22 protein-coding genes and 1 tRNA gene are annotated in these 26,498 nt (G+C 65.6%); 11 read left to right on the top strand and 12 right to left on the bottom strand.

The window, feature by feature from the left end; translation table 11 throughout:
* The first annotated feature begins 144 nt into the window (after window positions 1–144).
* The 5 genes from DEIPR_RS06050 (at window position 145) to DEIPR_RS06030 (ending at window position 5,718) form a co-directional block, all read left to right on the top strand.
* Window positions 145–831, top strand: coding sequence for a hypothetical protein (locus DEIPR_RS06050; RefSeq protein WP_013614955.1), 687 nt, complete (start codon window positions 145–147; stop codon window positions 829–831).
* Window positions 828–2,714, top strand: coding sequence for a 1-deoxy-D-xylulose-5-phosphate synthase (gene dxs, locus DEIPR_RS06045; RefSeq protein ID WP_013614954.1), 1,887 nt, complete (start codon window positions 828–830; stop codon window positions 2,712–2,714). The genes DEIPR_RS06050 and dxs overlap by 4 nt, the downstream gene beginning before the upstream one ends.
* 147 nt (window positions 2,715–2,861) lie before the next feature.
* Window positions 2,862–4,133, top strand: a complete 1,272-nt coding sequence (locus DEIPR_RS06040) for an MFS transporter (RefSeq protein WP_013614953.1) — start codon at window positions 2,862–2,864, stop codon at window positions 4,131–4,133.
* A complete protein-coding gene (locus DEIPR_RS06035) occupies window positions 4,130–5,386 on the top strand; it encodes an RsmB/NOP family class I SAM-dependent RNA methyltransferase (protein ID WP_013614952.1) in 1,257 nt (418 codons plus the stop codon). Before DEIPR_RS06040 ends, DEIPR_RS06035 begins: the two co-directional genes overlap by 4 nt.
* On the top strand, window positions 5,383–5,718 hold the full coding sequence (locus DEIPR_RS06030; RefSeq protein WP_013614951.1) for a DUF4180 domain-containing protein: 336 nt from the start codon (window positions 5,383–5,385) through the stop codon (window positions 5,716–5,718). The genes DEIPR_RS06035 and DEIPR_RS06030 overlap by 4 nt, the downstream gene beginning before the upstream one ends.
* Before the next feature lie 30 nt (window positions 5,719–5,748).
* Here the strand turns inward: DEIPR_RS06030 and deoD are convergent, their stop codons facing one another.
* Together deoD and rpsT are read right to left on the bottom strand one after the other, a co-directional pair.
* On the bottom strand, window positions 5,749–6,459 hold the full coding sequence (deoD, locus tag DEIPR_RS06025; protein ID WP_013614950.1) for a purine-nucleoside phosphorylase: 711 nt from the start codon (window positions 6,457–6,459) through the stop codon (window positions 5,749–5,751).
* A gap of 150 nt (window positions 6,460–6,609) precedes the next feature.
* Window positions 6,610–6,891, bottom strand: coding sequence for a 30S ribosomal protein S20 (gene rpsT, locus DEIPR_RS06020; protein ID WP_041221972.1), 282 nt, complete (start codon window positions 6,889–6,891; stop codon window positions 6,610–6,612).
* 221 nt (window positions 6,892–7,112) lie between these two features.
* Between rpsT and DEIPR_RS06015 the strand changes: the two genes are divergently transcribed.
* The gene (locus tag DEIPR_RS06015; protein WP_013614948.1) at window positions 7,113–7,703 is read left to right on the top strand and encodes a RecX family transcriptional regulator; all 591 of its coding nucleotides are present in this window, start codon (window positions 7,113–7,115) and stop codon (window positions 7,701–7,703) included.
* Between the two features lie 70 nt (window positions 7,704–7,773).
* Window positions 7,774–7,850, top strand: a tRNA-Pro gene (locus DEIPR_RS06010).
* Window positions 7,851–7,908: 58 nt separating this feature from the next.
* Here the strand turns inward: DEIPR_RS06010 and DEIPR_RS06005 are convergent.
* A complete protein-coding gene (locus DEIPR_RS06005; RefSeq protein WP_013614947.1) occupies window positions 7,909–9,513 on the bottom strand; it encodes a S49 family peptidase in 1,605 nt (534 codons plus the stop codon).
* 521 nt (window positions 9,514–10,034) lie between these two features.
* Here DEIPR_RS06005 and DEIPR_RS06000 point away from each other — a divergent pair.
* Window positions 10,035–11,126, top strand: coding sequence for a fasciclin domain-containing protein (locus DEIPR_RS06000; RefSeq protein WP_148231790.1), 1,092 nt, complete (start codon window positions 10,035–10,037; stop codon window positions 11,124–11,126).
* Window positions 11,127–11,340: 214 nt separating this feature from the next.
* On the opposite strand, the gene DEIPR_RS05995 is transcribed toward DEIPR_RS06000, so the two are convergent.
* The 4 genes from DEIPR_RS05995 to ppsA form a co-directional block, all read right to left on the bottom strand.
* On the bottom strand, window positions 11,341–12,477 hold the full coding sequence (locus tag DEIPR_RS05995; RefSeq protein WP_013614945.1) for a mechanosensitive ion channel family protein: 1,137 nt from the start codon (window positions 12,475–12,477) through the stop codon (window positions 11,341–11,343).
* Between the two features lie 86 nt (window positions 12,478–12,563).
* Window positions 12,564–12,899: a membrane protein insertion efficiency factor YidD gene (gene yidD, locus DEIPR_RS05990; RefSeq protein ID WP_013614944.1), complete on the bottom strand. Its 336-nt coding sequence runs from the start codon at window positions 12,897–12,899 to the stop codon at window positions 12,564–12,566.
* A 217-nt stretch (window positions 12,900–13,116) separates the two neighbouring features.
* Window positions 13,117–13,725 carry an HNH endonuclease gene (locus DEIPR_RS13900; protein ID WP_169310676.1) on the bottom strand — a complete coding sequence of 203 codons (609 nt, stop codon included), beginning with the start codon at window positions 13,723–13,725 and terminating at the stop codon, window positions 13,117–13,119.
* Window positions 13,726–13,788: 63 nt separating this feature from the next.
* Window positions 13,789–16,131, bottom strand: a complete 2,343-nt coding sequence (gene ppsA, locus DEIPR_RS05985) for a pyruvate, water dikinase (protein WP_013614943.1) — start codon at window positions 16,129–16,131, stop codon at window positions 13,789–13,791.
* Between the two features lie 189 nt (window positions 16,132–16,320).
* Between ppsA and DEIPR_RS05980 the strand changes: the two genes are divergently transcribed.
* Window positions 16,321–17,124, top strand: a complete 804-nt coding sequence (locus tag DEIPR_RS05980; RefSeq protein WP_013614942.1) for a pyruvate, water dikinase regulatory protein — start codon at window positions 16,321–16,323, stop codon at window positions 17,122–17,124.
* A 37-nt stretch (window positions 17,125–17,161) separates the two neighbouring features.
* On the opposite strand, the gene DEIPR_RS05975 is transcribed toward DEIPR_RS05980, so the two are convergent.
* Genes DEIPR_RS05975 through DEIPR_RS05960 form a run of 5 tightly spaced genes read right to left on the bottom strand, consistent with a single transcriptional unit; the run spans window position 17,162 to window position 23,757 of the window.
* On the bottom strand, window positions 17,162–19,315 hold the full coding sequence (locus DEIPR_RS05975) for an Ig-like domain-containing protein (RefSeq protein ID WP_013614941.1): 2,154 nt from the start codon (window positions 19,313–19,315) through the stop codon (window positions 17,162–17,164).
* Window positions 19,312–19,938: a hypothetical protein gene (locus DEIPR_RS13895; RefSeq protein WP_013614940.1), complete on the bottom strand. Its 627-nt coding sequence runs from the start codon at window positions 19,936–19,938 to the stop codon at window positions 19,312–19,314. Before DEIPR_RS13895 ends, DEIPR_RS05975 begins: the two co-directional genes overlap by 4 nt.
* Complete coding sequence (locus DEIPR_RS05970) at window positions 19,935–20,618, bottom strand: redox-sensing transcriptional repressor Rex (RefSeq protein WP_013614939.1); 684 nt, start codon at window positions 20,616–20,618, stop codon at window positions 19,935–19,937. The genes DEIPR_RS13895 and DEIPR_RS05970 overlap by 4 nt, the downstream gene beginning before the upstream one ends.
* Window positions 20,619–20,662: 44 nt before the next feature.
* On the bottom strand, window positions 20,663–22,051 hold the full coding sequence (locus tag DEIPR_RS05965; RefSeq protein ID WP_013614938.1) for an SPOR domain-containing protein: 1,389 nt from the start codon (window positions 22,049–22,051) through the stop codon (window positions 20,663–20,665).
* Entirely contained in the window at window positions 22,048–23,757 is a 1,710-nt protein-coding gene (locus tag DEIPR_RS05960) for a tetratricopeptide repeat protein (RefSeq protein ID WP_013614937.1), read from the bottom strand. Before DEIPR_RS05960 ends, DEIPR_RS05965 begins: the two co-directional genes overlap by 4 nt.
* 147 nt (window positions 23,758–23,904) lie before the next feature.
* On the opposite strand from DEIPR_RS05960, the gene DEIPR_RS05955 reads away from it, so the two are divergent.
* On the top strand, window positions 23,905–24,645 hold the full coding sequence (locus DEIPR_RS05955; RefSeq protein WP_041222598.1) for an SIR2 family NAD-dependent protein deacylase: 741 nt from the start codon (window positions 23,905–23,907) through the stop codon (window positions 24,643–24,645).
* Between the two features lie 308 nt (window positions 24,646–24,953).
* Window positions 24,954–26,447 (top strand): DUF512 domain-containing protein, encoded by a 1,494-nt coding sequence (locus DEIPR_RS05950; protein ID WP_013614935.1) that lies wholly within the window; start codon window positions 24,954–24,956, stop codon window positions 26,445–26,447.
* Window positions 26,448–26,498: the final 51 nt, after the last annotated feature.

The following is a 26,498-nucleotide window of genomic DNA, read 5'->3' as shown; positions in this document are numbered from 1 at the left end:
CGGAGGTGCCGCTGGCATTTCCGTCCTTTCTCTGTGGCCCTGCCGGCGACCGGACATTTTCTGGGCATGGGTGATAGGCCCGGCCCGCCCTACAGGGACTCCAGGCCACGGTGCCGCCTGCAGGAATGATTTACCCTAGAACGCATGATGCGTTTCACCACTTTGCTGGGGCTGGCGCTGCTGGGCGGCAGCCTGGTGGCCTGTGCCCCTGCGCAGACCGCTGCTCCCGAGGTCCGGGCCACTCCCAGTGTGGACCGGGTGTCCTTTTATCCCTCGCAGCCGGGGCTGGCCTGGACCTATCTGCCCCAGGGCGAGCCGGCTGACCGTACCCCCTATGTGCTGCGCTCGCTGGGGCCAACCATTTTCAAGGGTCAGACGGTCAGTGCCTTTTCGCTGACGGGGCGCGGCGCCGAGCAGACCTGGTTCCGGCAGGTCGGTGGAGACGGCGTGAACCTGCTGGGCTTTACCAAGCCGGGTGTGCTGGTCAACCTGGAGCCGGCCTGGCGTGAGCTGCCTGCCCAAGCGGAGTTGCGGGTGGGCGGTGCCTGGCAAGGTGCGACCCGCGTGACCGTGATGGACACCGAAAAGAACCGCGTGGTGCGCGAAGGCACGCTGAACTACCGCTACGATATCCAGGACCGCCGGCAGATTGCCGTGCCGGGCGGCAGCTACGACGTGTTCGTGATTACCCGGCGCGTGTCCGACGACCTGGGCGGGCTGTTTCCGGCCGTGCAGCAGATGTATTACGCGCCCTACATCGGTGAGGTCCGCACCTACGAAGACCTGCTGCTGACCGGGCAGAACTATGCCCGCCCGCAGGTCCGGCCATGAGCGGCCCTACCGAGGCTGGGCTCTCAAACACGCCACTGCTGGACCGGATTCACAGCCCCGCCGACCTCAAGCGTCTGCCCCGGCAGCAGCTGCCGGCCCTGAGTGCCGAACTGCGCGAGGAAATCGTGCGGGTCTGCTCGGTGGGTGGGCTGCACCTGGCGTCCAGCCTGGGCGCCACCGACGTGATTGTGGCGCTGCATTACGTGCTGAACTCGCCGCGTGACCGCATCCTGTTCGATGTAGGCCACCAGGCCTACGCCCACAAGATGCTGACCGGCCGCCGCGACCAGATGCCCACTGTGAAGCAGGAAGGGGGCCTGAGCGGCTTTACCAAAGTCACCGAGAGCGAGCACGACGCCATCACGGTGGGGCACGCTTCCACCAGCCTGGCCAACGCGCTGGGCATGGCGCTGGCCCGCGACGCCCGCGGCGAGGACTACGAGGTGGCCGCCGTGATTGGCGACGGTTCGCTGACCGGGGGCATGGCGCTGGCCGCGCTCAACACCATCGGGGACCTCGGCCCCCGCATGCTGATCGTGCTGAACGACAACGAGATGAGCATCTCGGAGAATGTGGGCGGCATCAACCGTTTCATGCGGAGTCTCCAGGTGCATCCGCTGGTGCGCGAGGGCGAGGATGTAGGCCGCAAGGCGGTCAAGGCGGTCAGCAAGCCGCTGGCGGACATTGTCAGCCGGGCCAAGCACTCGACGCGGCATTTCTTCGACCCACACAGCGCCAACCCGTTCGCGGCGATGGGGCTGCGCTACGTCGGGCCAGTAGACGGGCACAACGTGACCGAGCTGGTCTGGCTGCTGGAAAAACTGAAGGAGCTGGACGGCCCGACCATCTTGCATGTGGTGACCCGCAAGGGCAAGGGCCTCAGTTACGCCGAGGACGACCCCATCAAGTGGCACGGCCCGGCCAAGTTCGACCCGGCCACTGGGGAATTCACACCGAGCAATGCCTACAGTTGGAGCAGTGCCTTCGGGGACGCCGTGACCGAGTGGGCCGCCGAAGACCCGGACATTTATGTCATCACGCCGGCCATGCGTGAGGGCAGCGGCCTGGTGCAGTACAGCCAGACTCACCCTAAGCGCTATCTGGACGTGGGCATTGCCGAAGACGTGGCTGTCACCACGGCGGCGGGCATGGCCCTGCGCGGCATCAAGCCCATCGTGGCGATTTATTCCACCTTCTTGCAGCGGGCCTACGACCAGGTGCTGCACGACGTAGCCATCGAGAACCTGAACGTGATTTTCGCAGTGGACCGGGGCGGCATCGTGGGGGCGGACGGGGCCACGCACAACGGCGTATTCGACCTCAGCTTCCTGCGCTCTATTCCAAACGTGCAGATTGCCCAGCCGCGTGACACCCGTGAGCTGCGGGCCATGCTCAGGGGCGCGGCGCGGGTGGGCGGCCCGGTGGCGATTCGCTACCCACGCGGCAACACCGACCAGCTGCCGGCGGGCGAGTGGCCAAGCATAGAGTGGGGCACCTGGGAGCGCATGAAAGCCGGCGACGATGTGGTGATTCTGGCGACCGGCAAACCGCTGGCAGATGCTCTGGCGGCGGCACAGGGCCGCCCCGGCGTAGGCGTGGTGAACGCCCGCTTCGTCAAGCCGCTTGACGAGTTCATGTTGCGCCAGATTGCCGGCTCGGCCCGCGCCATCGTGACCGTAGAAGACAACACTGTGGTAGGTGGTTTCGGCAGCGCGGTGCTGGAAACTCTCAGCCGCTGGGGCCTGAGCGTACCCGTGCATATCTTGGGCATTCCCGACCAGTTTCAGGAGCACGCCAAGCCCGAAAGCGTGTATGCCCGCGCCGGTATGGACGCGGCGGGCATCGGCCGGGTGCTGGATGAGCTGGGAGCGGTGCGGGGCTGAACCTGCTGCTCCGCACCGCTCGAGTGGGCCGCTCCGCGCTGGAGCCGGCCCGCTTCTGTTTGAATTTGCGTGAAGTGGCTTTGCCCTGGCCGTCTGGGGGCGTCATTTCCTGACCGTGCGGTCAGTGGCCGGTGCTACACTCTGTGCATGACTGCTCCTGCTCCTTCGCCCGAAACCACCAAACGGGCGAAACTCATTCTCTTCTTCACCATTTTTACGGCCATGTTGGGCCTCAGCGTGCTGTTTCCTATCATTGCACCGCTCAGCCGCGAGCTGGGCCTGAGTGCTGTGCAGGCCGGCTGGTTTTCCACCGCCTACTCGCTGATGCAGCTGGTATTCTCCACGTTCTGGGGGGCACGCTCCGAGCGGCAGGGCCGCAAGTCGGTCCTGCTGCTGGGCCTGGTGGGCTTCGCGCTCAGTTTCGGGCTGTTCGGCCTGTTTGCCACCATGGGCATGAATGGGGCACTGGGCGGCACGCTGCTGTTCGGGCTGCTGGTGGCGTCACGCCTGCTTGGCGGCATGCTGTCCAGCGCCACCCTGCCCACGGCGCAGGCGATGATGGCCGACCTCAGCAGCGAAGCCGACCGGGCCGGCGCGATGGGTCTGATTGGCGCCGCGTTCGGCCTGGGCGTGGTCTTCGGGCCGGCGCTGGGCGGGTTCCTGTCGGGCTTCGGGCTGGTGGCGCCGGTGTATTTCAGTGCGGCCCTGGGGCTGCTGACGGCCGTGGCTGCCTACTTCACGCTCCCCGAGACGCGCCACGCCGCCGACCGCACGGCGGCCAGCCGGGAAGACGCCGGCGCGGCCCGCCGTCAGCTGCTGTCGTCGCAGGGAGTGATAGCCTTTTTGGTCATCAGTGCGCTGTACACCATGGCCAGCGTGCTGATGGAGCAGACCATCGCCTTTTATGTGGGCGACGTGATGCACCTGGACCCGCAGCAGACCGCCAAGACTGTGGGAATGATGCTGGCCTTTTTCGGCCTGCTGTCGGCCGCCGTGCAGGGCGGGGCCATGCGCCGGCTGGGCAAGACGGTCCCGCTCAGCCGCCTGATTCCCGCCGGCATGCTGGTGATGGGTCTCGGTATGCTGCTGATTCCCCTGATGGGCAGCTTCTGGGCCATTACGGCGGCGCTGTGTGTGGTCGGTGTCGGTACGGCGGTGCTGGGTCCCAGCCTCAGCACGGCGCTGTCGCTAAGTGCGGGGCGCGACGGCCAGGGCGCGGTGGCGGGCCTGAACTCCAGTGCGCTGGCCCTGGGCCGTATGGCCGGCCCACTGGTCGGCACGGCACTGTATCAGCATGTGAGCTGGCATGCGCCGTACTACTTCTCGGGGGGGCTGCTGCTGGCGTTGCTGGCTGTCACGGCCCTTGTGCGCCCACCCTTCCCCAACAACGTGCAGCCTGAAGCCGGAGCGCCGGCATGAGCGGACCCGCCAAAAGTACGCTGAACCCTGGCCGCGCTCTGGCGGTGCGGGTCCTTCACCGCGTCTTGAGCGGCGACAGCTACGCCGCCCCGGCGCTGGACGCCTCGCTCGCCTCGGCCGGGCTCCCGGCGCGTGACGCTGGCCTGGCCACCCACATCGTGTACGGCACCCTGCGCCGCGCCCCGGCCCTGCGGCTGGCGCTGAATCCGCTGCTGCGCGGCAAGACGGCTCCCAAAGCCTGGGCCTTGCTGCTGGCCGGCGCGTTCGAGAAACTGTATCTGGGTACGCCCGAGCACGCTGTGGTCAACGAGTACGTGTCGCTGGCCCGCGAGTCGCGCTTCGCTCCGCCCGGTCTGGTCAATGCCGTTCTGCGCCGGGTGCAGGCGCCGCAGGAGGACACTCCCGAGGCCCGCTACGCGCTGCCTGCCTGGTTGGCAGAGGAGCTGGGCCGGGTGTACGGCGAGCAGGCCGCTGATGTCATGGAAAGCCTGCTGGAACCGCAGCCACTGTGGCTGCACCTGGGCCAACAGGGACCAGACCTGCTGGAAAGCGAGGGCAGCCTGATTGAGCGCACCGTGGCCGGAATAGATGCCGTCACCCTGGACCGCCCACTGCGCCAGACTGCCGCCTACCGCCAGGGTCAGGCCCAGCCAGTGAACCCCGCCAGCGCGGCGGTGGTCACGGCCCTGGGAGAGGTACGGGGGCAGAAGGTCTACGACCTTGCCGGGGGAGCGGGCATCAAAGCCGCCCTGCTAGCCCTGGCTGGAGCGGACGTGACCAGCGTAGAGCTGCAACCGCACAAGCATGCGGCGGCCCGCAGCAACCTCAAGCGCCTGCATGCCCGCGCCCGGCTGATCACCCATGACCTGACCCGCCCGCTGGACGCGGCTCCGGCTTCGCTGGTGCTGCTGGACGCTCCCTGCACCGGCAGCGGCACCCTGCGTGCCCACCCGGAAATCAAAGCCCGCCTGACTCCACAGGCAGTGGGGGAGATGGCAGAGCTGCAAGCCCAGCTGCTGGACAACGCCGCCGCGCTGGTGGAAGCCGGTGGACTGCTGGTGTACTCGGTCTGCTCGGTTTTCCCGCAGGAGGGCCCGCAGCGTGTGCAGGCCTTCCTGGCCTCCCACCCCGATTTCAGCGCCGAACCGCTGCCCGACCTGGGCGTGCCTACCCTCCCCGCCGAGGTCGGTGTCTTTACTGTGCCGCTGGACGGACTGGACGGCTTTTATATGGCGCGGTTGAGAAGGCAATGAGCGAGGCCCCTTATCTCACCGGCCCTGCGGTTTGCCTCGGCTCTGGGGCAGAGGCTCTGGCGCTGGTGAGCCTCAGCTACGAGGCAGACACCGCAGCGTTTCTGCTGGACAGCTCGGCCTTGCCGCCGGCCTTTTTCGACCTGTCCAGCGGCGTAGCAGGCGATGTGCTGCAAAAGCTGACCAACCACGGCCTGCAGGTGGCTGTGGTTATTTCGCCTGACACAAGCTGGTCGCAGGCCTTCAGGCAATTTGCCGCCGAAACCAAAAAGGGCCGCACCTTTGCCCTGTGTGATACAGAAGCAGAGGCGCGGTCCTGGTTGGCACGGGCCTGAGGTTGGTCTTGTTCCTCAGGTCCGCTGGTGTTATTCCACGTCCAGCGCAGCGTCCAGGGCCACTTCAATCATCTGGTTGAAGGTGAGCTGGCGCTCCTCGGCGGTGGTTTCCTCGCGTGTAATCAGGTGGTCGCTGACCGTCATGATGCCCAGGGCCTTCACGCCGTACTTGGCAGCCAGGGTGTACAGGCCGGCGGCTTCCATCTCTACCGCCAGCACGCCGAAACGGGCCCAGCGCTCGTATTCCTTGGGGTCGTCGGTGTAAAAGGTATCGCTGCTGAGGATGTTGCCCACGTGGGCGGTGAAGCCGCGCTCGGTGGCGATTTGGTAGGCGCGCATCAGCAGGCTGAAATCGGCAATAGGAGCAAAGTTGGCCGTGCCGAAACGCAGGTTGTTGATGTTGGAATCGGTGCAGGCGGCCTGGGCCAGCACCAGGTCACGGATATGCACGCTTTCTTGGTAGCTGCCGCAGGAGCCCACGCGAATCAGTTTCTTGCAGCCATAGAACTCAATCAGCTCATTGATGTAAATCATGGCGCTGGGAATACCCATGCCGGTGCCCTGCACGCTGACCGGGCGGCCCTTGTAGGTGCCGGTGAAGCCCAGCATGCCGCGCACAGTGTTGTGCTGCACGGGGTTTTCCAGGAACGTCTCGGCGATGTACTGGGCCCGCAGAGGGTCGCCCGGCAGCAGGACGGTTTCGGCAATCTGGCCTTTTTCGGCGCTCAAATGCACACTCATAGGCTTCAGCGTAGCAGAGGGAACCCCCAGCCGCGCAACCGGAAACGCAACCAGAAAGCTGGGCACGAACCAAAAAAAGCGCCCCCGGGGGGACGCTTCTTGGAACGCCTTTAGCCCAGGGGCAGGTAGCCCGGGGGCCGGCGCCGCAGCTTACTGCTGGGCTTCGGCGGCAGCCTTGGCCTTGTTGATGGCTTTGGCCAGGCGGCTCTTCTTGCGGGCAGCGGCGTTCTTGTGCAGGGTGCTGCCCTTGGCGGCCTTGTCAATCAGGCTTTCGGCCTTCTGCTGCAGCTCGGCGACGTTGCCGCCTTCCTGCACGGCCATCAGGGCCTTCTTGCTGAAGGTCTTGATGGTGCTCTTCTTGGAGCGGTTGCGCATACGGCGCTTGAGGCTCTGGCGGTGACGCTTCTGGGCGGAGGGGTGACGTAGTGCCATGTGGGTTCTCTCTTTCTCCCGCATTCAGCGCGGGGCGGTCTCCAGGCCCCGGTCCAGCTGGGGGGGGCGGAAACACGAACGCCGAGTGTGTTGGGACTGCGGCGCACAGCAGGCCGCCTGTCGGCCGTGCCTGCGCTGCCCACCCCCGCTTGGGCAGTGGATAGGCAACCTCGGCAGTGTAGCGTTTGCGCTGGCCTGCCGCAAGGCTTCAGACTGAGCCTATGACCGGTCCTGACGCTGAACCTGCCGCCACGCTGCAGCCCGACACCCCCGAGTGGGAAGCCGCCCGCGAGCGGCTGCTGGGCTACGCTTTCGCCGCCCTGTCGCGCCGGGCGCTGAGCGAGGCCGAGTTGCAGACCCGGCTGCAAAAACGCAGTGACCGGCCGGAGCTGATTCGGCATGTGCTGGACCGGGTCAAGGAGCTGGGATACCAGAACGATGAAACGGTCGCCGAGGGCGAGGCCCGCCGCCGGGGCGTAGGCAGTTACCGCGTGCGCCAGAAACTCAAGCAGCGTGGCCTGGACGAAGAACTGATTGCCGAAGTGCTGGAGGCCCGCGACCCCGGCGCCGAGGAGCAGGACGCCCGTGAGCAGCTGGCACGCCGCCTGCCGGGCTTTGCCCGCAAGAAGAACCCGCGTGCCAGTGCCTACGCCTGGCTGACCCGCCGGGGCTACCCTTCCGATGTGATTCGCCGTCTGCTGGATGAGGTGGCCGGCGAGCTGCCCGAGCCGGAGCGTCCGGCCCGCGCTTCCTCCTTCGGGCGCTCCACGTTTGGGCGGTCTGGGGGGGGCTGGGGGCGGGGCGGCTCCTGAAGGGGTGGGGCGCGTCCCCCGCTTTACTCTTGACCGTCCGTGCCCGGAAGCATACACTGGGGTCCGGTTTCGAGGCGTAGCGCAGCCTGGTAGCGCACTTCGTTCGGGACGAAGGGGTCGGAGGTTCGAATCCTCTCGCCTCGACCAGATAAGCCCCCGCATCTTCTGACAAGGTGCGGGGGTTTTTTTCTTGTGCCGCCGGCTCTTAGCGCAGCCGCAGCTCGCCGCTGCTCAGGAGCAGTGTGGCTTCGTCCCCAAAGGGCCAGAGCTTCAGCTGCGCGGCGTCCTGCGCCTCGCGGGCGAATTCGGGCAGCAGGGGCAGGCGGTTTTTGGGACCGGCGTTCCAGACAGGTGCGCTGTAGGGCAGGCCAGTCAGTTCCTTGGCGCGCTGCACAGCGGTGTGCAGGTCGCCCAACTCATCGACCAGGCCGCGCTCCAGGGCGTCCGCGCCGGACCAGATGCGCCCCCGGCCCAGCTCGTCCACCTGCTCGGTGCTCAGGCCCCGGCCCTGGGCCACCCGGTCCACGAAGCGGGCGTAGGTCTCGGCAATGGCGCGGCGCAGATAGTCGCGCTGCCGCTCGGTCAGTGGATGGCTGGAGTGGAACATCAGCGCTTCTTCACGGCCCAGCTGCTCGGGGTTCAGGCCGTGGCGGCGGTTGAACTCCTCGGTAATCGGCCGGCCGGCCACCACGCCGATGCTGCCGGTCATGCTGTAGGGACTGGCAATGACCCGGTCGGCGGCCGCCAGCACATAGTAGCCGCCCGACGCTGCAAAGGCGCCCATCACGGCCACCACCGGCTTTTCGCTGGTCTGTACCTCGCGCCAGATCAGGTCCGAGGCGAGCGCCGAGCCGCCGCCCGAATTTACGTACAGCACAATGGCCGCCGTCGTCCTGTCTTCCTTGGCATGGCGCAGCGCCGCCACGACCGTGTCCGAGCCGGCGCTGGGGCCACCGGTCAGCGGCAGGGGCAGCGGGTTGTGCCGGCTTGGCCCGGTCACGATGTTGCCTTCCACACTGACCACCGCCACCCGGCCAGCCTTGCTGGAAGCCCGGACAGGCAGCAGCAGGTTCAGCACGGCCTCAAGCGGTTGTGAGGCCGGCCCGAGCAGCTCATCCTCGTAGGCTACGCCGGTCAGGATGCCTGCTTCTAGAGCCTGCCGGGCGCCCGTCACGCCGCCCTCAATCCAGCCGCGTACCTGCGCTTCGCTCAGGCCGCGCCCCTGAGCCACGTCCTGCACCCAGGCGTTCTCGCAGCTGTCCAGATAATCCTGCAGCTGCTCGCGGTTGGCGCCGTCCATCTCGCTGTCACTGAAGGGGGTCAGGGCCGACTTGTACTCACGGATACGCAGATTTTCAAAGCCGATGCCGTGCTTTTTCAGAAAGTCGCCCAGGTACAGCTGCTCCAGGCCGAAACCGTGCAGCCCCATTTCGGCGGACTCGGGGGCGACGAGTTCGCTGGCGCCGCTGGCCGCCAACAGGGTGGTCATGTTCACCTGCGGTAGGTACGCCACCACCCGCTTTTCGGCCGCCAGCCGCGAGAGCATGCCCTGGATGGCCCGCGCCGCCGCCGCCGAGAGCTTCAGTTCACCGAAGCGGACCAGCACGCCATGCAGCCACTCGGCGCGGGCCAGTCGGTCCAGGCGTTCTTCCAGCGCTTCAAGGGTTTTGGCGCGGTTGAGCATGGCCCGCAGCGGCTGCTGCGGCTGGCGGGCCGGATACTCGCCGCGCAGGTCCACCACCACCCATGTGGGCCGCGAGACTCCAGCGGGCAAAGAACCCGACTTGGACAAAGAGAAATTGAAGTTCATCGCTGTCCATTACGCGCCCCGGACCTGTCCGGTTCCCACCACGGTCATGAACACGCCTTGATCTGGCGCACCTACACGGCAGCACGTGAGGCCGAATGAGAGGAGGTCGGCTTGCGTATGGCAGTTTGCAGCCCACCTGAGCTGCGTCCCTGTCAGGTGACGGCAATCTGACCGGGGGTCTCATCCATCACATCACGCCGGTCGCCAGAAGCCCCCCACCGGAATGCAATATTCCTCATGTCCGGGGGTGGCACGGTAAAGGCGTCTCCGTTCTGCTTAGCTCGCCAGCGCTGCTCCCAGGCCAGGGCCTGCCCACCTCCGGGGTGGGGTTGGCAGCGGCAGAACCCGGCCCTTTCTCCTCTCCATCCTCCGAGGTTCAAACCATGAAACAGCGTCTCTTTTCCACCGCTCTGATGTTATCCACCTTGCTGGGTGCTGCTGCGGCGCAGTCCTCCGCCTCTGACAGCTCCGTGCCCAGTGCTCAGCAGAGCGCCGCTTCGTCCGCGAGCACGGCAGCGCCCATGCTCGCGACTTCTGCCGCTTCTGCCTCCGCCAGCCTGCCGGAAAGTGCACTGGCTGTGCGCCGCATTCTGGAAAGCCGTGGTCTGCTGAACACCCCGGCTCCTGCCCGCCTGCCGGCCCCGCGCGGCCTGACCATCTCGGACAGCCTCCGGGCCCTGCTGCCCAACGCCGTCTGGGACCAGGCGACCACGGGAGCCACGTCTGCACCGGTCGCTGACAGTGTGACTGTGGATTCCTCCGACCTGTCCGCCGCCCAGGCTGAAATGGATAAGAGCGGGACTGGCAGCACTGCCCCCGAGAGTACCGCCCCCCTGACTGATGCGGCGGCCAGCGGCACCGTGGGCAGCACCACCGACGCCAGCCTGTCTGAAGGCAGCACCCCCGACCCCGCCGGCCCCAGCGTGGATATGGTCGGTACCACCGGCACTGCCAGCGACATGACGGCCACCCCCGCCGTTCCCGACTACGGCGACTCTGCAGCCGCGGCAGGTGTGACCGGTACGGCCAGCACCGGTTCAGCTGGCACCGGCACGGCTACGACTGGCGCAGGGACTGCCGTAGACAGCGCTGCCGCACGTCAGACCACTGGAAACCAGGGCGCTGGAGCCCCGGCCACGGCGGGCCAGAACAGCACTCAGGCCCAGGGCGAGACCATCCTGAGCGCCCTGCAGGCCGACGGCCGCTTCGGCACCTTCCTGAGCCTGGTGAAGTTCGCCGGCCTGGAAGAAGCCATCTTGGACGACCAGTACACCCTGCTGGTGCCGACCGACGAGGCCTTCGCCGCGCTGGACCCCGCCCTCGTGCAGGCGGTCAAGGCCGATCCCGAAGTGGCCGGGTATGTCCTGGGCTACCACGTGGTGCCGGGCACGCAGACTCCGGGACAGGGCACGCTGACCAACGTGTACAGCGAAGCCCTTCCTGCTGACCTGAAGGTCACCGGTAAGGCGCTGACCGCCGGCGGTAGCCAGGCTTACGCGCTGAGTAGTGTCATCGTGCCTGCCGAACTGACCGGAGACGGCAGCCAGGGCCAGTCTCCCCAGGGGACTCAAGGCACCCAGGGCGGCCAGACCGTCCCCGGCAGCCCTAAGTAATCCGGACGGCGGCCGAATCGCTAAAGCTTTAGCGATTCGGGCCCGGCCAGCGCGGCTCGGCGGACATGGGGAGTGAGGTGAGTCCCCACGCCCGCTCTGTCAGGCCGCCACTTCCTTGGCAGGGGATGTGGCTCCTTGCGGTGTGGTTGGCCGCATCAGGCCCGTATCAGGGCCGCTCTGTGTCGGGCCTGCTGCCGTCCAGTCCACGGCTGTCTTACCCACTGCGCTCTGCTTGCTCCAGGTCCGCCTGCCCCAGGTGAACCTGAAGCTGCGGAAAAGGTGGCGCTATGCCTGCTGCCTGCAGCGCCGCCTTGGCACCTTCTCGCAGCTGCATGGTGGTCACGGGATAGGTGGCGACATCCTCCTCGCAGACCCAGAAGCGCATGATCAGTTCCAGCGAGGATTCATCCAGCTCGCGCACCAGAACCTGCGGGGGGTGTTCCTGCCCCATGACTTTGGGATGGGTGTGCATGACCCGCAGCAGTGCGGCGCGGGCCACTTCTATGTCGGTCTGGTAGCCGACCCGCACCCCTACATTCAGCCGCAGCGCCCCGCCCTGGGTCAGGTTGGTGACCACGGCCCCGGCCAGCTCCTTGTTGGGAATGGAGACGTACTCGTTGTCGCGGGTGCGGATGCGGGTGGTGCGCAGCGTCAGGCCGCACACCTGGCCCTCGTGGTCCTTGGTGCGGATCCAGTCCCCGATACGGAAGGGCCGGTCCAGCAGCAGGGTGATGCCGCTGATCAGGTTGGCCAGAATGTCCTGCGCCGCAAACCCCACCGCCAGGCCCGCCACACCCAGGCCGCCCAGAATCGGCACCAGATTGATGCCGAACTGCGCGAAGATGAGGTAAGCCCCCAGCAGCAGCCACAGCCCCCGCAGTACATTGCTCACCAGCAGGGTGAGGCTGCCGTCCAGGTCCCAGTGACTGGCTTCACGGTTCAGGAAAAAGCGGATGGCGCTCCAGCCCACCGTCAGCATCAGCAGCAGCAGGTACACCCGCAGCACCGGCCCGGCGTAGCTGTTCACCCCCGGCGTGATGGCGAGGACCGAAATGATGCCCAGCATCCAGACCGTGAGCCGCAGGAACAGCAGCAGGAAATGCTGCCAGATGGCGCGGCGCGTGAGGTCCGCTATGAACCGCTCGGTGAGCTGCAACGTCAGCCAGCGCAGTGTCAGATACGCCAGCCCGTACAGTGCCGCGATGAGTAAGGCCAGTCCTGCGATGGGGCCGTACAGGCTCAGGCGCTCCAGGCCGTGCTGCACCGCCTCCCGGACCACCGCCAGCAGCCCGTCCCAGCCCAGCAGGGCGGAGGTGTCGGTCCAGTCGGGAGAAGTGGGTGCAGTGCTCACGGTGTCTCCAGGCACGGGCTCTCTAGGGACAGCTTTTTCAGACGGGAGAAAGGAGGGAAATCAAGCGGCATCCGGCAGGTCAGGCTTCAGCCGCAGCGGAAGGGAATGGGAATCGGGCCGCAGCAGAACACGCCCTGCATCCCAGCCTGGGGACGGACACCGCCGGCCAGCGGAGCGCCGCGCAGGATGGCGTCGTGGGCAGCGCGGCAGCTGCGGAACTGCGCGGCGATATCTTTCCGCCCGGCCCGTAGGCCCTGGCTGCGGATAATGCGGCTGACGGCCGCCGAGCAACTCTCGCCGCCGTGCAGCGCAGCGCAGGCACAGCGAAAGCCCTTGTAGGGCGAGAGGTAGCGCTGATACAGGCGGATACTGGTCAGAGCGAGGGCGTTGGCGGTTGAAGCGGGGTTGGGAGAGAGGGTCATGTGTAGAAGTGTAAAGCGGCAAAGCTATGCAGTGCTGGAAGTAGTCTGGGAGTTGGGGGAGGCCATCTGGTTACAGAGCGGGACTGTCCGCGACACCAGGGTGAATGCTGGGCGTCAAGTTCTGGAAGAGCTCAGCATATCCTGCACTTCTTCAGGGGTGTAGGCAGGCTGCCGCCGATGCAGCATGGCATGGCAATTAGGACAGACAGGTATAAGCTCAGTCAGGGGATTGACCTGATAGTACTCGCCTTAGGGGACGCAGGTGATGAACCTGAATATAGCCCCGCGCCACGTCGCCATAAATATCAACCAAATCGGTTTCGCAAATCTGACAGGCTGTTCCGAAATAGTTGATACAAGCAGCTCTAGCGGCGGGGTTTCGCTCGTAAGCATTGACCTGAATCTGCCGTAAGCTGCCTTCTCTGTAGGTTTGGGCGACCAGTAAGGGAATTTCGCCGGATTCATGAGATGCTGCTTCCTCCCATCCGTTCGTCAGTAGCGCCACTTTCAGTGAAGGCCGCAAGGTCCAATGAAAGTGTCCATCACGCCACTTCCCGGCAGCGATGTAGCGCCACCAGTGCGGGTTGCCGTCACCCTCGTCAGGCAAAGGCCCCAGCAGAGGTGCAAACTTGCGTGCCAGTTCTCCAATACGGAGGTTGGCAGCCGTCCGGCCACCTTTCAGGGCCGCTGCTCTTGCCAGAGAATGCGCCGTCAGAGTGTGCTCTGGCGCGTCCAGAAATGCCTGTAGGATCCGCCGATTGTTGTCGGTCAGGCGGATGTGGTCAAGGGCACAGGCAAACTCTGCGGCTGACCAGTTGGGATACATGGCCTATCTTGGCATGAAAAACCCCCACCCAACCGGGCAGGGGCCTTGGCTTCGGAGCGCTGCTTAGGCCTGCTCGCCCGCCAGGTGCAGCCAGGTGCTCAGTACGCTGTCGGGGTTCAGGCTCACCGAGTCGATGCCCTGGTCCATCAGCCACTTGGCAAGCTCTGGGTGGTCGCTGGGGCCCTGACCGCAGATGCCCACGTACTTGCCCTGCCGTTTGGCGGTGGCAATCGCCATACTCATCAGTGTCAGCACAGCTTCGTTCTGCTCGTCGAACAGGTCGGCCACCAGGCCCGAGTCGCGGTCCAGCGCCAAGGTCAGCTGGGTGAGGTCGTTGGACCCGATACTGAAGCCGTCAAAGTGTTCCAGGAACTGGTCGGCCAGGATGGCGTTGCTGGGCACCTCGCACATCATAATGACCTTGAGGTCGTTTTCGCCGCGCTTCAGGCCGTTCTGGGCCAGAATTTCGATGATGCGCTCGGCTTCGCCCACGGTCCGCACGAAAGGAATCATCAGCTGCACGTTGGTGAGGCCCATGTCGTCGCGCACTTCCTTCATGGCCTGACACTCCAGCGCGAAGGCTTCGGCAAAGTCAGCGCTGCGGTAACGTGAAGCTCCCCGGAACCCAATCATGGGGTTTTCTTCGGTGGGCTCGTAAGCGGGGCCGCCGATCAGGTGGGCGTACTCGTTGCTCTTGAAGTCGCTCAGGCGCACAATTACCGGCTTGGGCGCAAAGGCGGCGGCGATGCTGGCGACCCCTTCGGCCAGCTTCTCGCGGAAGAAATCGCGTGGGGTCGCGTACCCGGCTGTCTTTTCCTCAATCTGCGCCTTCACGTCCGCCGGCACGTTGGGATAATCCAGCAGGGCGCGGGGATGAATCCCGATCACGTTGGAAATCACGAACTCCACGCGGGCCAGGCCCACCCCGGCGTTGGGCAGCGCCGCGAAGCTGAAGGCGCGGTCGGGGGAAGCCACGTTCATCATGATTTTCATGCCCACTTCCGGCATGGCGTCCAGCTCCACCCGGTTCAGCTGGAAGTCCAGTTGCCCGGCGTACACGTAGCCGGTGTCGCCCTCGGCGCACGATACGGTCACGGCCTGGCCGTCGGTCAGGTCGCGGGTGGCCGTACCGGAACCCACCACGGCCGGAATCCCCAGCTCACGGGCGATAATCGCGGCGTGGCAGGTGCGCCCGCCCCGGTTGGTCACGATGGCGGAGGCCCGCTTCATCACCGGTTCCCAGTCGGGATCGGTCATGTCGGCTACCAGCACGTCGCCGTCCTGCACGGCATCCATCTGTGACACGTCCCGCACCACCCGCACCACGCCCGCGCCGATGCGGTTGCCCACGGCGCGGCCTTCGACCAGCACTTCGCCCTGGCCCTTCATCTCGAAGCGCTCCAGGGTACGTCCGGCGCGGCTCTGCACCGTCTCAGGCCGGGCCTGCAAGATATAAATCTGACCGTCGCGCCCGTCCTTGCCCCACTCGATATCCATCGGGCGGCCATAGTGCTTCTCGATGGTCACACACTGCCGGGCCAGTTCTTCCAGGTCGCTGTCGTTCAGTGAGAAAGCAGCCTGCTCGGCGGCGTCCACATCCACCGTCTGCACTCCGCCCGCCTCGGCATAAATCATCTTTTTCTGCTTGCTGCCACGGGTGCGGCGCAGCACGGCTTTTTTGCCCTGTTCCAGTGCCGGCTTGTACACGAAGAACTCGTCGGGGTTCACTGCACCCTGCACCACCATCTCGCCCAGGCCGTAAGAGCTAGTCACGAACACGGCGTCGCGGAAGCCGCTTTCGGTGTCCAGGGTAAAGGCCACCCCGCTGACGCCCAGGTCGGTGCGCACCATGCGCTGCACGCCCGCCGAAAGGGCGACTTCCGAGTGCGAAAAGCCCTGGTGGACCCGGTAGGAGATGGCACGGTCGTTGTACAGACTGGCAAACACCAGCCGCACATGGTGCAGCACCGCGTCAATGCCGCGCACATTCAAAAAGGTTTCCTGTTGCCCAGCGAAGGACGCTTCCGGCAGATCCTCGGCTGTGGCGGAGGAGCGCACGGCGACGTCCACATCGTCGCCCAGGCCGGCGTAGGCGGTGCGGACCGCGTCTTCCAGCGCCTGCGGCAGCTGCGCTTCCTCGACCCACTGCCGGATTTCCTTGCCGGCACGCGCCAGCTCGGTCACGTCGTTCACGTCCAGCGCACCCAGCCGCTCGTTGATGCGGGTTTCGATGTCGTTCTCGCGCAGAAACAGCCGGAAGGCGTCGGCCGTGGTCGCAAAGCCGCCGGGCACGCGCACGCCAGCGCCGGCCAGACCCTGAATCATCTCGCCGATACTGGCGTTCTTCCCGCCGACCGTTTCCACATCGGTCATACGCAGGGTTTCAAAGGGGCGAATCATCTCCATAACGTCTCCTTGAGCTTAGAAAAGCAGGGAGAATGCGGCAGGCCTGTCCGGGGACGGCGCCAGCATTCCTACCGTGCAGCTGCCAAATTGTGAGTGTATTGACTCGCGGTCAGTTTAGCCCAAAACCGTGAGACGGTTCGTTCCGGTCCTAAAATTCTGGACACTCCTTTCCCGCGCTAGTCTGGGCGTATGCCACAGCCACGTCAGGTCCTTGTCGTTTCAGACCACACTGGGATTACCGCCGAGAACATGGCCCGCGCCCTGCTGGCCCACTTTCCCGATGAGGACCTGAACTACTCGCTGCGCCCATTTATAGACACGGTGGCCAAGGCCCGCGCCCTGGCCGCCGAACTGGAAGCCGCCGATACGCAGGCCGAAAAGCCGCTGCTGTTCACCACCATTACGGTCCACGAGGTCCTGGCCGAACTGCGCCGCGCCCCCGCCGTGCACTTCGACCTGCTCAGCCGCAGCGTGCAGCAGCTGGAAGAAGAATTCGGCCGCCCGGCTGTCCGGCTGCCGGGGCGCTTTCACGATATGGCCGACCAACAGGGCTACCTGGGGCGCATGGAAGCGCTGGACTTCGCCCTGGCCACCGACGACGGTGTAGGCGACAAGCAGTATGGCCTGGCCGACGTGATTCTGGTTGGCGTATCGCGGGCCGGCAAGACCCCCACCAGCCTGTTTCTGGCGCTGCAACACGGCATCCGGGCCAGCAACTACCCCCTGGCCGAGGACGATTTCGAAACCGAGCAGCTGCCGCGCCCGCTGGAGCCTTACCGCACCAAACTGTTCGGCCTGACCATCGACCCCCAGCGCCTGCACGCCATCCGCACCCAGCGCAAGGCCGGCAGCCGCTACGCCAGTCTTGAGCAGTGCGAGTACGAGGTGCACCGCGCCGAGCGGCTGTACCAGAAATGGAATATCCCCGTGCGGGACACCACCAGCTCAAGCGTGGAGGAAATCGCGTCGGGGATACTGAGTTATTTGCGGTGAGTATCCAGGCGTTTCTGGATATTCCAGCAGGAGCAGGTTATTGGTTGGAGTTCTTCTGAACGGCCAGCTCAGGCCCGCTGATGCTTTCGACCACGCCGGTGTTCAGGTCCTGCACCAGCCAGGAGACCCAGTAGGTCCCTTCGGCATTGAAGCCCACCCGGCTGATGACCGACGTGCCCGCAGTGGTAACGGGCGATATGGTGCGGCCAACCACCTTGGTTACACCTTCAGGGTTCCGGAAGTAGGTGAGGGCGATAACCCGGCTGTCAGCTTGCAGGCTGGCGCAATTTGTCAGGCTCCCTGCCTCAGTCGTGGCATCTACCGTTTTATCGCTACAACCAAGCCCCCAGGCTCCGCTGCTATGCGTCAATTGTCCGTTCACGAACGAGCGGGCATCGGTGAAGACGGCTTCGGTCTTGAAGAGCTGTCCACGCTGAGCGCGATCGACACGTACCCACATCTCCTGGATGTTGGTGTTGCCAAGCGTGTCTTCGGTCGTCATCTGCAGGATGTACTGCCCGTCAGGGATGTACTCAGAGCCGTCTAGCTCAATCGGCATAACCACTTCATATGTTTCGGATACGTCCACCATTTTGCGGTTCAGCAGATAGGAGTTAACTGGGCGTCCATCTGGGTACAGGAAGCGCACCTGGACATATTTCAGGCCATCGTTGTCGGAAGCGTGAACCATCACACCGGAACCACGATTCAGCACCGGCAGCTTGGCCGTAGCGCTGGGCAGCTCGGCCACATTGCTGCCGTCATTAGAAATCCGAATGGGCAGGATGATGTTATTGGCCGGAGCGCTGGCATTCTGCACCGTCGAGGTGAAGCGGCTGGTAGCGCTTAGGCGCTGTTCTCCCAGACCATCTACGTTGACACTCGTTGAAGCCGTCACCGAGTAAATTCCGGCGTCGCCGTCTGCCATATCGAAGCTGGTGTTGCAGGTCAGCGTGGCTTTCGTATCCCCTGTACAAGTGCTGGGGTTGGAGATGTCCAGGGTTCTGGTGGCCTTGAGGGCACCCCGGTAGTCGCGGAGTTCCACGCTCACCTGACCGCTCACGAAGCTGAAGTAGGAAGTCCGCTTGGTGATGGTGACCCGGACCGGAAGGGTCGGCGCGTTGAAGGTCGAGCCGTCTACCGGCGCCACGACGGATATCTGGGGAGCATTGATGTTCTTGACCTCAATGCTCTGCACTGGGCTGGCGCCTTCCAGTCCCCCCTTGGTGTAGGCAAAGACCTGCAGTTTGACCGGGCCATTGGTGAACTGCGTGGTGTCCACGCTGAAGGTCTGATTGGCCTGAGTGGTGACATAGGTCTGACTGTCCATACGGCCGGTGGAATCGGTGACCACCAGGACCATCTTGTCCAGCTGGGAGGAAGGGCCGATATTGGCCGAGGCGTTCACGCCCATGTTGCCGGCGAATGGACCTTCGCCGATCACCTGCAGGGTGGGCGTCGGCACCTGCTCCACCGGGCCGCTGGAGGCGTCCTTCTTCACCAGGGTGACATTGACTGCTTGCTGGGTGGTCCTACCGGCTGGGTCGGTGGCCGTCAGCATGAACGAGTAGCTGCCGTCTTCGCGCAGAGAGCCGTCCTTTTTCCTGGCGAGGTCAAAGTTCAGCTCATTGCTGTTTTGTGCCAGCACCTCCTGGCCCTCAGTGAGGACCAGGGCGACTGGACCCGAAGTATCGTGCGCCACAACCTTCAGGGCCGCCGTGCCTGCAGCGCTGATATTGCTGCTGCCCACAGTTTGCCCATTCACCGTCACCGATACCAGTTGCGGGTTGGTGGTGTCGATGCGGAAAGAGGCCGTACCTGTGCTGGTGGCCCCCTGGCTGTCTGTCGCCTGGACCGTCATGGTGTAGGTACCTTCTGTCAGGTCGGGCGGCAGATTGATGGTGTTCTTGCCTTCCACGGACCCTAGCTGCACGGGCGCTTTCGAGACCGGTCCGGCCAGGGAATAGGTGACAGTTTTTACGACGTCATCATCGCTGGTCAGGATCATCAGGCTGGCACCCGGCTGCAAGAAATTCTTATCAGTTAGGGGTTGATTTGCCATGCTGCGAATCGCGACGGTAGGGGCCTGGTTACCGGTTGTAGGAGCGGTAGGGGCAGGAGCGCCACCTCCTCCACAAGCAGTCAGGGCCAGGAGCGCGGAGAATCCCAAAATCACAGTTTTGCTTTTCATGGCGTTTCCTCGCTTTTATAGTTGGCGTAGACACTGACAGGCACATTATTTACAGCGACAGTTCGCTCTGTGCCCCGATTGTCTCTCACACCGAACAGGATGTCCGCTTTGAGGTTGGTCACACAGCCGAAAGCGCTGGCGCAGTCCGCTGCTGCTTGCTGCGCGACTTGTGGAGAGATGAGCTGAGAATTCTTCGGATCGGGCGTTGTGACCCGCTGAACTGCTACAGGGTTGGTGCAGCCAACGGGAGGACTTTCCAGATCAGGCACATCGTCCGTGACACAGGCCCAACCTGGAATGATATTGGCGGTGAAGCTTTGGCTGTATTTTCCGGCCTGGTCACCATAGAGGTTGCCGCTGCTGTCTTTCATGGTGACGGTTGCACTATGTACGGTGCCACCGAGGGAACCTGCCTGAGCCACGAAAGAGACGCTAGGCTGTTGAAGTACAAAATTATTTTCTTTGACGATCAGATTGCCAGAAGCGTCACGTGCATAAATCACCTCAACGTCGATCTTGGCGCCATTCACCCCACCGACAACGTTAAAGCCTGGCTCCAATCCACCCTGTCCACAGGCGGTGAGTCCAAGGGCCAGAGCCAGAATCGTGCTTGCTTTTCTCATATATCCTCCGCTTCTGGCCCACTTGGCCTGCGTGTGTAGTACGCCAGGCGTTTCATGCCCGCCAGAAAATCGACATTTTCGACGGTCACATTATGGTGTTCCCTTGTCTTACTAATTTCTTTTTCATCTTGTGGCGCCGGGGGTCTTAAGACAATGGGCGCAAAGTTCAGGATGCTGTAGATGCCAGCTTGCACCAGCTGCTCGGCGGCGGCTTGGGCACGTTCCGGTGGAACGGTGAGGAAGGCCATATCCACGCCCTGCTCGCTGACGAACTTGGGCAGCCCAGACATGTGGCGTATCGGCAGGCCGCCCACCGATGTGCCCACCACGTTCGGGTCCACGTCGAACAGCCCAGCGTACTCGAACTGGTATTCGGCAGCCACCGGGAAATTCGCGATGGCGTGGCCCAGGCGGCCCATACCGACAATTACCACTTTCCAGCGCTGGTTCAGCCCCAGAACACGGATAATTTCGCGCTTGAGCACCGCTACGGTGTAACCCTTACCACGGGTGCCGTGACGGCCCACGTAGGTCAGGTCCTTGCGCACCTGAAAAGCTGTGACCTGCGCCCGCTCGGCCAGGTCGCCGGAACTGGTATGCCGGACCTCACTCAGTTCCAATTCTTCCAGAATGCGCAGATAGGTGACCAAGCGGCTGACCGTGGCGGAGGGGATGGTCATGAATGTGGGGTCCTTCTTTCTAGGGCGGGGGTCGGAAAATGCACTCAACGCAGGCGGAAGTGGTCGTAGCCGCTGGCGTCCAGCTGGGCTTCGGCGCGGGCGACCTCGTCGGCAGCAAAGGGGCCGATAATCACGCGGACCCGCTCACCTTCGGGGGCGTTGACGCTGGGGCTGAAGCCCTGACTTTGCAGGTCGCTGACCAGCTGCTGGGCGCGGTCAGGTTCATCAAAGGCACCGACCTGCAGGTAGACGGGGCCGGCAGCTGCCTGTGCAGCTGGAGCTGCCTGCTGTGCCGGAGCCTGCTGCGCCGGTCTGGGCTGAGCAGCTGGCTTGGGCTGTGCGGCCGGCTTGGGCTGGGCCGGGGCCTGTGCAGTGGGTTGAGACGTCGCTGGCCTGGGGGCCGCCTGCGCTGGAGCTTGCTGCGCCGGGCGAGGGGCTGCCTGCTGTGCCGGAGCCTGCTGCGCCGGTTTGGTCTGAGCAGCTGGCTTGGGCTGTGCCGGCTTGGGTTGTGCTGCCGCCTGCGCGGCCGGCTGAGACGTGGCCGGCCGGGGCGCCGCTTGCTGCGCTGGCGTCTGGCGTGCTGGGGCAGTGGGGGTCTGCGCCGCTGGAGCCGGGGCGGCCGGGGCACGCGAGGTTGCAGGTGCGGAGGACGATGGGGAATGGCTGGCCGGAGCCGGAGCTGCGGCGCCGGCCCGGGGAGCGAACAGGGACGCCCGGGGGTAAGCCCGCTGGATATCGGCCAGGGCACGCTGCGCGGCGGCCGAATCGGCGAAGGGGCCCACCTGCGCCACCACCTGGTCGCCCAGGTCGATGGAGTACACCGTGTAGCCCAGCGCCGCTACGGCGGCCGTCTGGTTCACGGCGGCGTTTGTAGAGCTGAAGCCGCCCAAGCTGATACGGTAGTCGTTCCGGGTAGGCACCCGGTCTGCGCTGGCCGGCACGGCGCCGCCAGTACGGGGCGTGAGTGCTGCGGCGGTATCAGGGCCAGTATCTGGGGTGGCTGCCGGTGCGGAGGTGGCTGTCTCGTTGTCGGCTGGTTCGCCGTCGTCTGGCTCGGAGTCTGCTGGCGCTGCGGTCTCCCCGTTTGCCTCAGTGGACGCCGCAGGTGCGGGAGCCGTCACGGCGGGGGCCGGAGTAATGGTGACTTCCTCCGTACCGGTGCTGGACGCTGCATCTCCGTCCTCTTCCGTGTCTCCGTCTTCGTCCGTCTGACCGCTGGCCTGAGTGGCGGTCGCCGAAGCGGTGTCCGGCTTGGCCGGCGTACCTGGCGCGGCGGGAATCTCGGGTGGGGCTTCGACCTGGGTGGTCTGCTTCACTGCAGTGGTGGTCCGCTTCTGTCCGAACAGCAGGGCGGCGAACCCGACGAGCAGCGCCAACACCACCAGACCAATCAGAATATCGGGCAGACGGTTGCGTCCTTCCAGTCGGCTCATTTCAGGGCTCCTCTCGCGGCGGTGCTGCCCAGGGCAGCCGCCGATTGGAATGCGGCGCGTGCTTCGGCGGCCTTGCCGTCGGCGCGGCGGGCCAGGCCCAGCAGGTACCAGGCTTCGGCGTCGCCGGGCGTTTCGGTCACCAGGCCCAGCAGCAGGGCTTCGGCTTCAGCGGCGCGGCCAGCGGCCAGCAGGGCCGAGCCCAGGTTGCGGCGGGCCAGGGGAGTGGGGTACAGGCGCACGCTTTCGCTCAGGGCTTCGGTGGCCCCGGCATAGTTCTTCTGCTTGTATTCGCTCAGGCCCAGCCACAGGTAGGTCTCGGCGCTTGGCAGCTTGGCCGCACTGGAGCGCAGCGCGGTACTGGCGCTGGCGTAGCGGGCACTGCGGTAGTCCAGCAGCCCCAGCACCAGCTCGGCGCGGGCCTGGGTCACCGGCGAGGCGTTCATGTTCAGCGCCATGCCGGCGTCGCGGCGGGCATCGGCGTAGCGGCCCAGGCCCAGGCGCAGCGCGGCCAGTTCGGTGCGGTAGTCGGCGTTTTTCGGCTCCAGCAGCGCCGCTTCGCGGTAGGCCTGCAGCGCACCCTGGGAGTTGCCGGCACCTCGGCGCAGGTCGCCCAGCAGCGCGAAAGCGGCCGCGTCGTTGCCGCGCAGGCGTACGCTTTGCTCGGCTGCCGTAATGGCGGCGGCACTCTGCCCCAGCGCGTCCAGCAGCCGGGCGCGGCGCAGCAGCAGCCGGGCTCGCTCATCCTCGGCCGTCACGCTCTGTAGGGCGCGGTCCAGCTCGCTCAGGCCGCGCTCAGGCAGGCCCTGGGCCTCGTAGATGTCGGACAGCAGCAGTGCGGCGTCCGCCTGGGTACGGGTGCTGCCCAGAGCCTCGTACGTGCCCGGCAGTGCCGCCACCCCCTCACCAGTCAGGGTCTGGGCCTGGGCCAGCCGCAGCTTCAGTTCAGCGTTGCCGGGGTCCAGGGCCACCATCTCGCCCAGCGTCTGGCGCAGACCGGCGTAATCAGCGGCGCGGCTCTGTTCGGCGGCCAGGGCGCGCAGCACGTACAGCTGCCCGTCCTCACTGGCCGTAGTGCGGGCCAGCGTGGCGGCCTGCCCGAAGTAGGTGAGGGCCTCGGGGTACTGCCCTGCCTGCACCGCCAGCACGCCCAGGTTGTAGGGGCCTTCGTAACGGTCAGGCGCCAGCGCCGTTAGTTGGCCCAGTTCAAAGCGGGCGGCCTCGGTCTGGCCCTGGGCCAGCAGTGCCAGCGCCAGTCCGAAGTGCGCCTCGGGGTGGCGGTAATTCTGCGAAATCAGCTGCTCGAATCCTTGCCGGGCCTGCGCGGCGTTGCCCTGTTCCAAGGCCGTGTAGGCGGCCTGGAGCACGCTGAGCTGCTCGGCCGTCAGGGCCGGTGCGGGGGCGGGCTGCCCAGCACTAGGCTGTGCAGTGACTGGTTGTGTAGTGCCTGGCTGTGCAGCCGCCGGGCTACCGATGGCCGGGGCGGGCGCCACCTCGCCGGCGACCGTTACCTGCGCCGACGGGTCGAGGACCGCGTCCAGGCGCTCGCGCACCTGCGGAATCACGCTGGGGCTGGGACCGCTGATGCTGTTCAGGGTGCCCGATACGCCCACGGCGGCGGAAGTATCGATCAGGGTCTGCGCTGCGCCCGCGCCCCACAGGGAGGCGCCGAGGGCCAGGGCCAGAGTCAGAGATGGGGTTAACTTCATACTGTACGCCTCCTATGGCTGCTCAACGGCCCCAGATTATCATCGCTGCATCACAAATCCATGAAGGAAACCGGGCTTGCGGGTGCTGCAAGGCGGCTCTGTGCGGGCGCAGCTCGGCCCGGCTGCCGTACGCTGGGCAGTATGGACATGGACCTTGCCGCTGCCCGCACTGCCCTGCAAGCCGCTCACCGCGTCGCTGTACTGACCGGCGCAGGCGTAAGTGCCGAAAGCGGCATTCCCACTTTCCGGGATGCCCAGACCGGCCACTGGGCCCGCTTCCGGCCCGAAGACCTCGCCAGCCCCGCCGCTTACGCTGCCGACCCGGAGCTGGTGTGGGAGTGGTACGCCGGGCGCTACCGCGACGTGCTGGCCGCGCAGCCCAACCGCGCTCATACCCTGCTGGCCGAGTTGGAGCGGCAAAAAGGAGCCGGCTTTTTCCTGGCGACCCAGAATGTAGACGGTCTGCATGCCCGCGCCGGCAGCGGGGCTCAGGGCGGGCAGCTGGTGGAGCTGCACGGCAATCTTGGCCTGGCCCGCGACGAGGTGACGGGCGAAGTCCTGCCCCTGCCTGCCCCTCCTCCGCTGACCTTGCCGCCGCAGTCGCCCGCCGGTCACCGGATGCGGCCTCATATCGTCTGGTTCGGTGAATTCCTGCCGGAAGACGCCCTGGCCGCTGCCGAGCAGGCGTTCATGCAGGCCGAGCTGGCCTTGGTCATCGGCACCAGCGGTGTGGTGTATCCGGCTGCCGGTCTGGCTTCCCTGACCCAGCGGGCAGGTGGCCGGGTGATAGAAATCAACCCGGATAAGACACCCCTGACACCCTTTGCCAGCCTCAGCCTGCGCGAGACGGCCTCGCGGGGGCTGGAGCTGCTGCTGGGCCCGGCCTGAAGGCCACAGGCTGCATTCCAATTCAGCTCACACCCTCTGGGGCGGCCAGCTCCTATACTTTCCCGATTGTGTGGCTGCCGAGGCTGGGAAGCAGGCGGCCTGACCAGGGCGGCCAGCCCCCCCCCTTGCGGCTGGCGAGGCTCCCTCCGCCTCCCGCTTCTCTCCGCTCCGGCCCTGCCCGCATGTGTCTGAACGGCTGACCCGGAGCCCGGCGAGCAGACCCGGAAGATGTTGCGGGCCTGCTGTTTGGAGCGTGGCTGTCCTGCGCCCCCATACCCTCTGCCCAGACTCCCGAAAGGAGCCCTACCATGACGGCTCAGACCCAACGACCCATGCCGGAAACTGAAATTTTCCCTGCCCGCATCAAGGCGGTCGAGCCGGGCGGCGCGGCCGAACAGGCCGGTGTACGCCCCGGCGACATGCTGCTGCGGATGAATGGCCAAGCCGTGACCGACGTGCTGGCCTACCGCCGCATCCTTACCGAAGGCGACGTGGAACTGGAGCTGGGCCGCCCCGCCGAGCTGCAGCCGGCGCCGTTCGGGATGCCCGGCATCGGGCGCGACAAGACCTGGCGCCCGGTAGGACAGCCCCCGCTGCCCGAGTTCGAGCAGGTCTGGACCTTCACCGTCAGCTGGGAAGACCCGGGAATCGAGTTCGAGGACGTGCTGTTCGACGGCATCAAGAAGTGCGCCAACAAGTGTGACTTTTGCTACGTGCACCAGATGCCCAAGGGGTTTCGCAAGAGCCTGTACATCATGGACGACGACTACCGGCTGTCGTTCCTGTTCGGGTCGTTCGTGACGATGACCAACCTGTCGGAAGCCGATGTGCAGCGCATTCTGGACGAGAATCTCTCGCCGCTGTACGTGTCGGTGCACACCACCAACCAGGACCTGCGCCAGGACATGATGAACTGGTGGAAGCTGAAGGTAAAGGACGAGGCCTCGGTGGACATCAAGCACATGATTGAGCGCCTGAGCGACATTGACCTGTATACCCAGGTGGTGCTGCTGCCGGAGCGCAACGACCGCGAGGAGCTGGACGGCACGGTGGAGTACCTCGCCAGCCGCCCCAACGTGATTTCGGCGGCGGTGGTGCCTATCGGGCTGACCGGGCACCGCAAGAACCTGGCCGACGTGCGTACCTTTACCCGCGAGGAAGCCCGCGACACCCTGGCCCGCCTGAACGTGTGGCGCCGGCGTTTCCTGGCGGAGAAGGGCACCCGCTTCGTCTTTCCCAGCGACGAGTTCTATCTGCTGGCCGGTGAGCCGCTGCCCAGCGAAGAGGAGTACGAAGGTTTCCCGATGCTGGAAAACGGCGTGGGCATGGTGCGCGATTTCCTGACCGAAGGGATTCCGGCAGACCTGCCTGCCGCCCTGCCGCAGCCGATGAAAGTGATTCTGGGCACCGGCAGCCTGTTCGCTGAAACGCTGGACCGCGCCGTAGAGCCGCTGCGGGCCATCGGAGGCCTGGAGTTGGAAGTGCGCGCCATTCGCAACGTCACCTTCGGCGAAGTGACCAGTGTGGCAGGCCTGCTGACCGGCCGCTGCTTTCGCCACGGCATCCAGCCAGGCGAAGCCGACCTGCTGCTGGTGCCGCCCACCACGCTGCGCTACGGCACCGAGCTGATGCTGGACGACCTGAGCCTCACCGAACTGCGCGCCGACCTGAAGATGGACATCCGTGCCGGCGGCTCCACCCTGGGCGAGCTGGCCCGCGTCATTCTGGAAGGCGCCCAGAGCAGCGGCCCGCAGTGGGGCATGAGCGCCCACGCCGTCAAGGAAGAGCGCGGCCGCGCTTAATCCACTCGCGCCCGCGCGTCCCCCTGCTCCGCATATGTGGAGGTGAGGGGA

Source organism: Deinococcus proteolyticus MRP, assembly GCF_000190555.1.
Lineage (GTDB): Bacteria > Deinococcota > Deinococci > Deinococcales > Deinococcaceae > Deinococcus > Deinococcus proteolyticus.
This window is presented reverse-complemented; position numbering and strand designations above follow the sequence as displayed.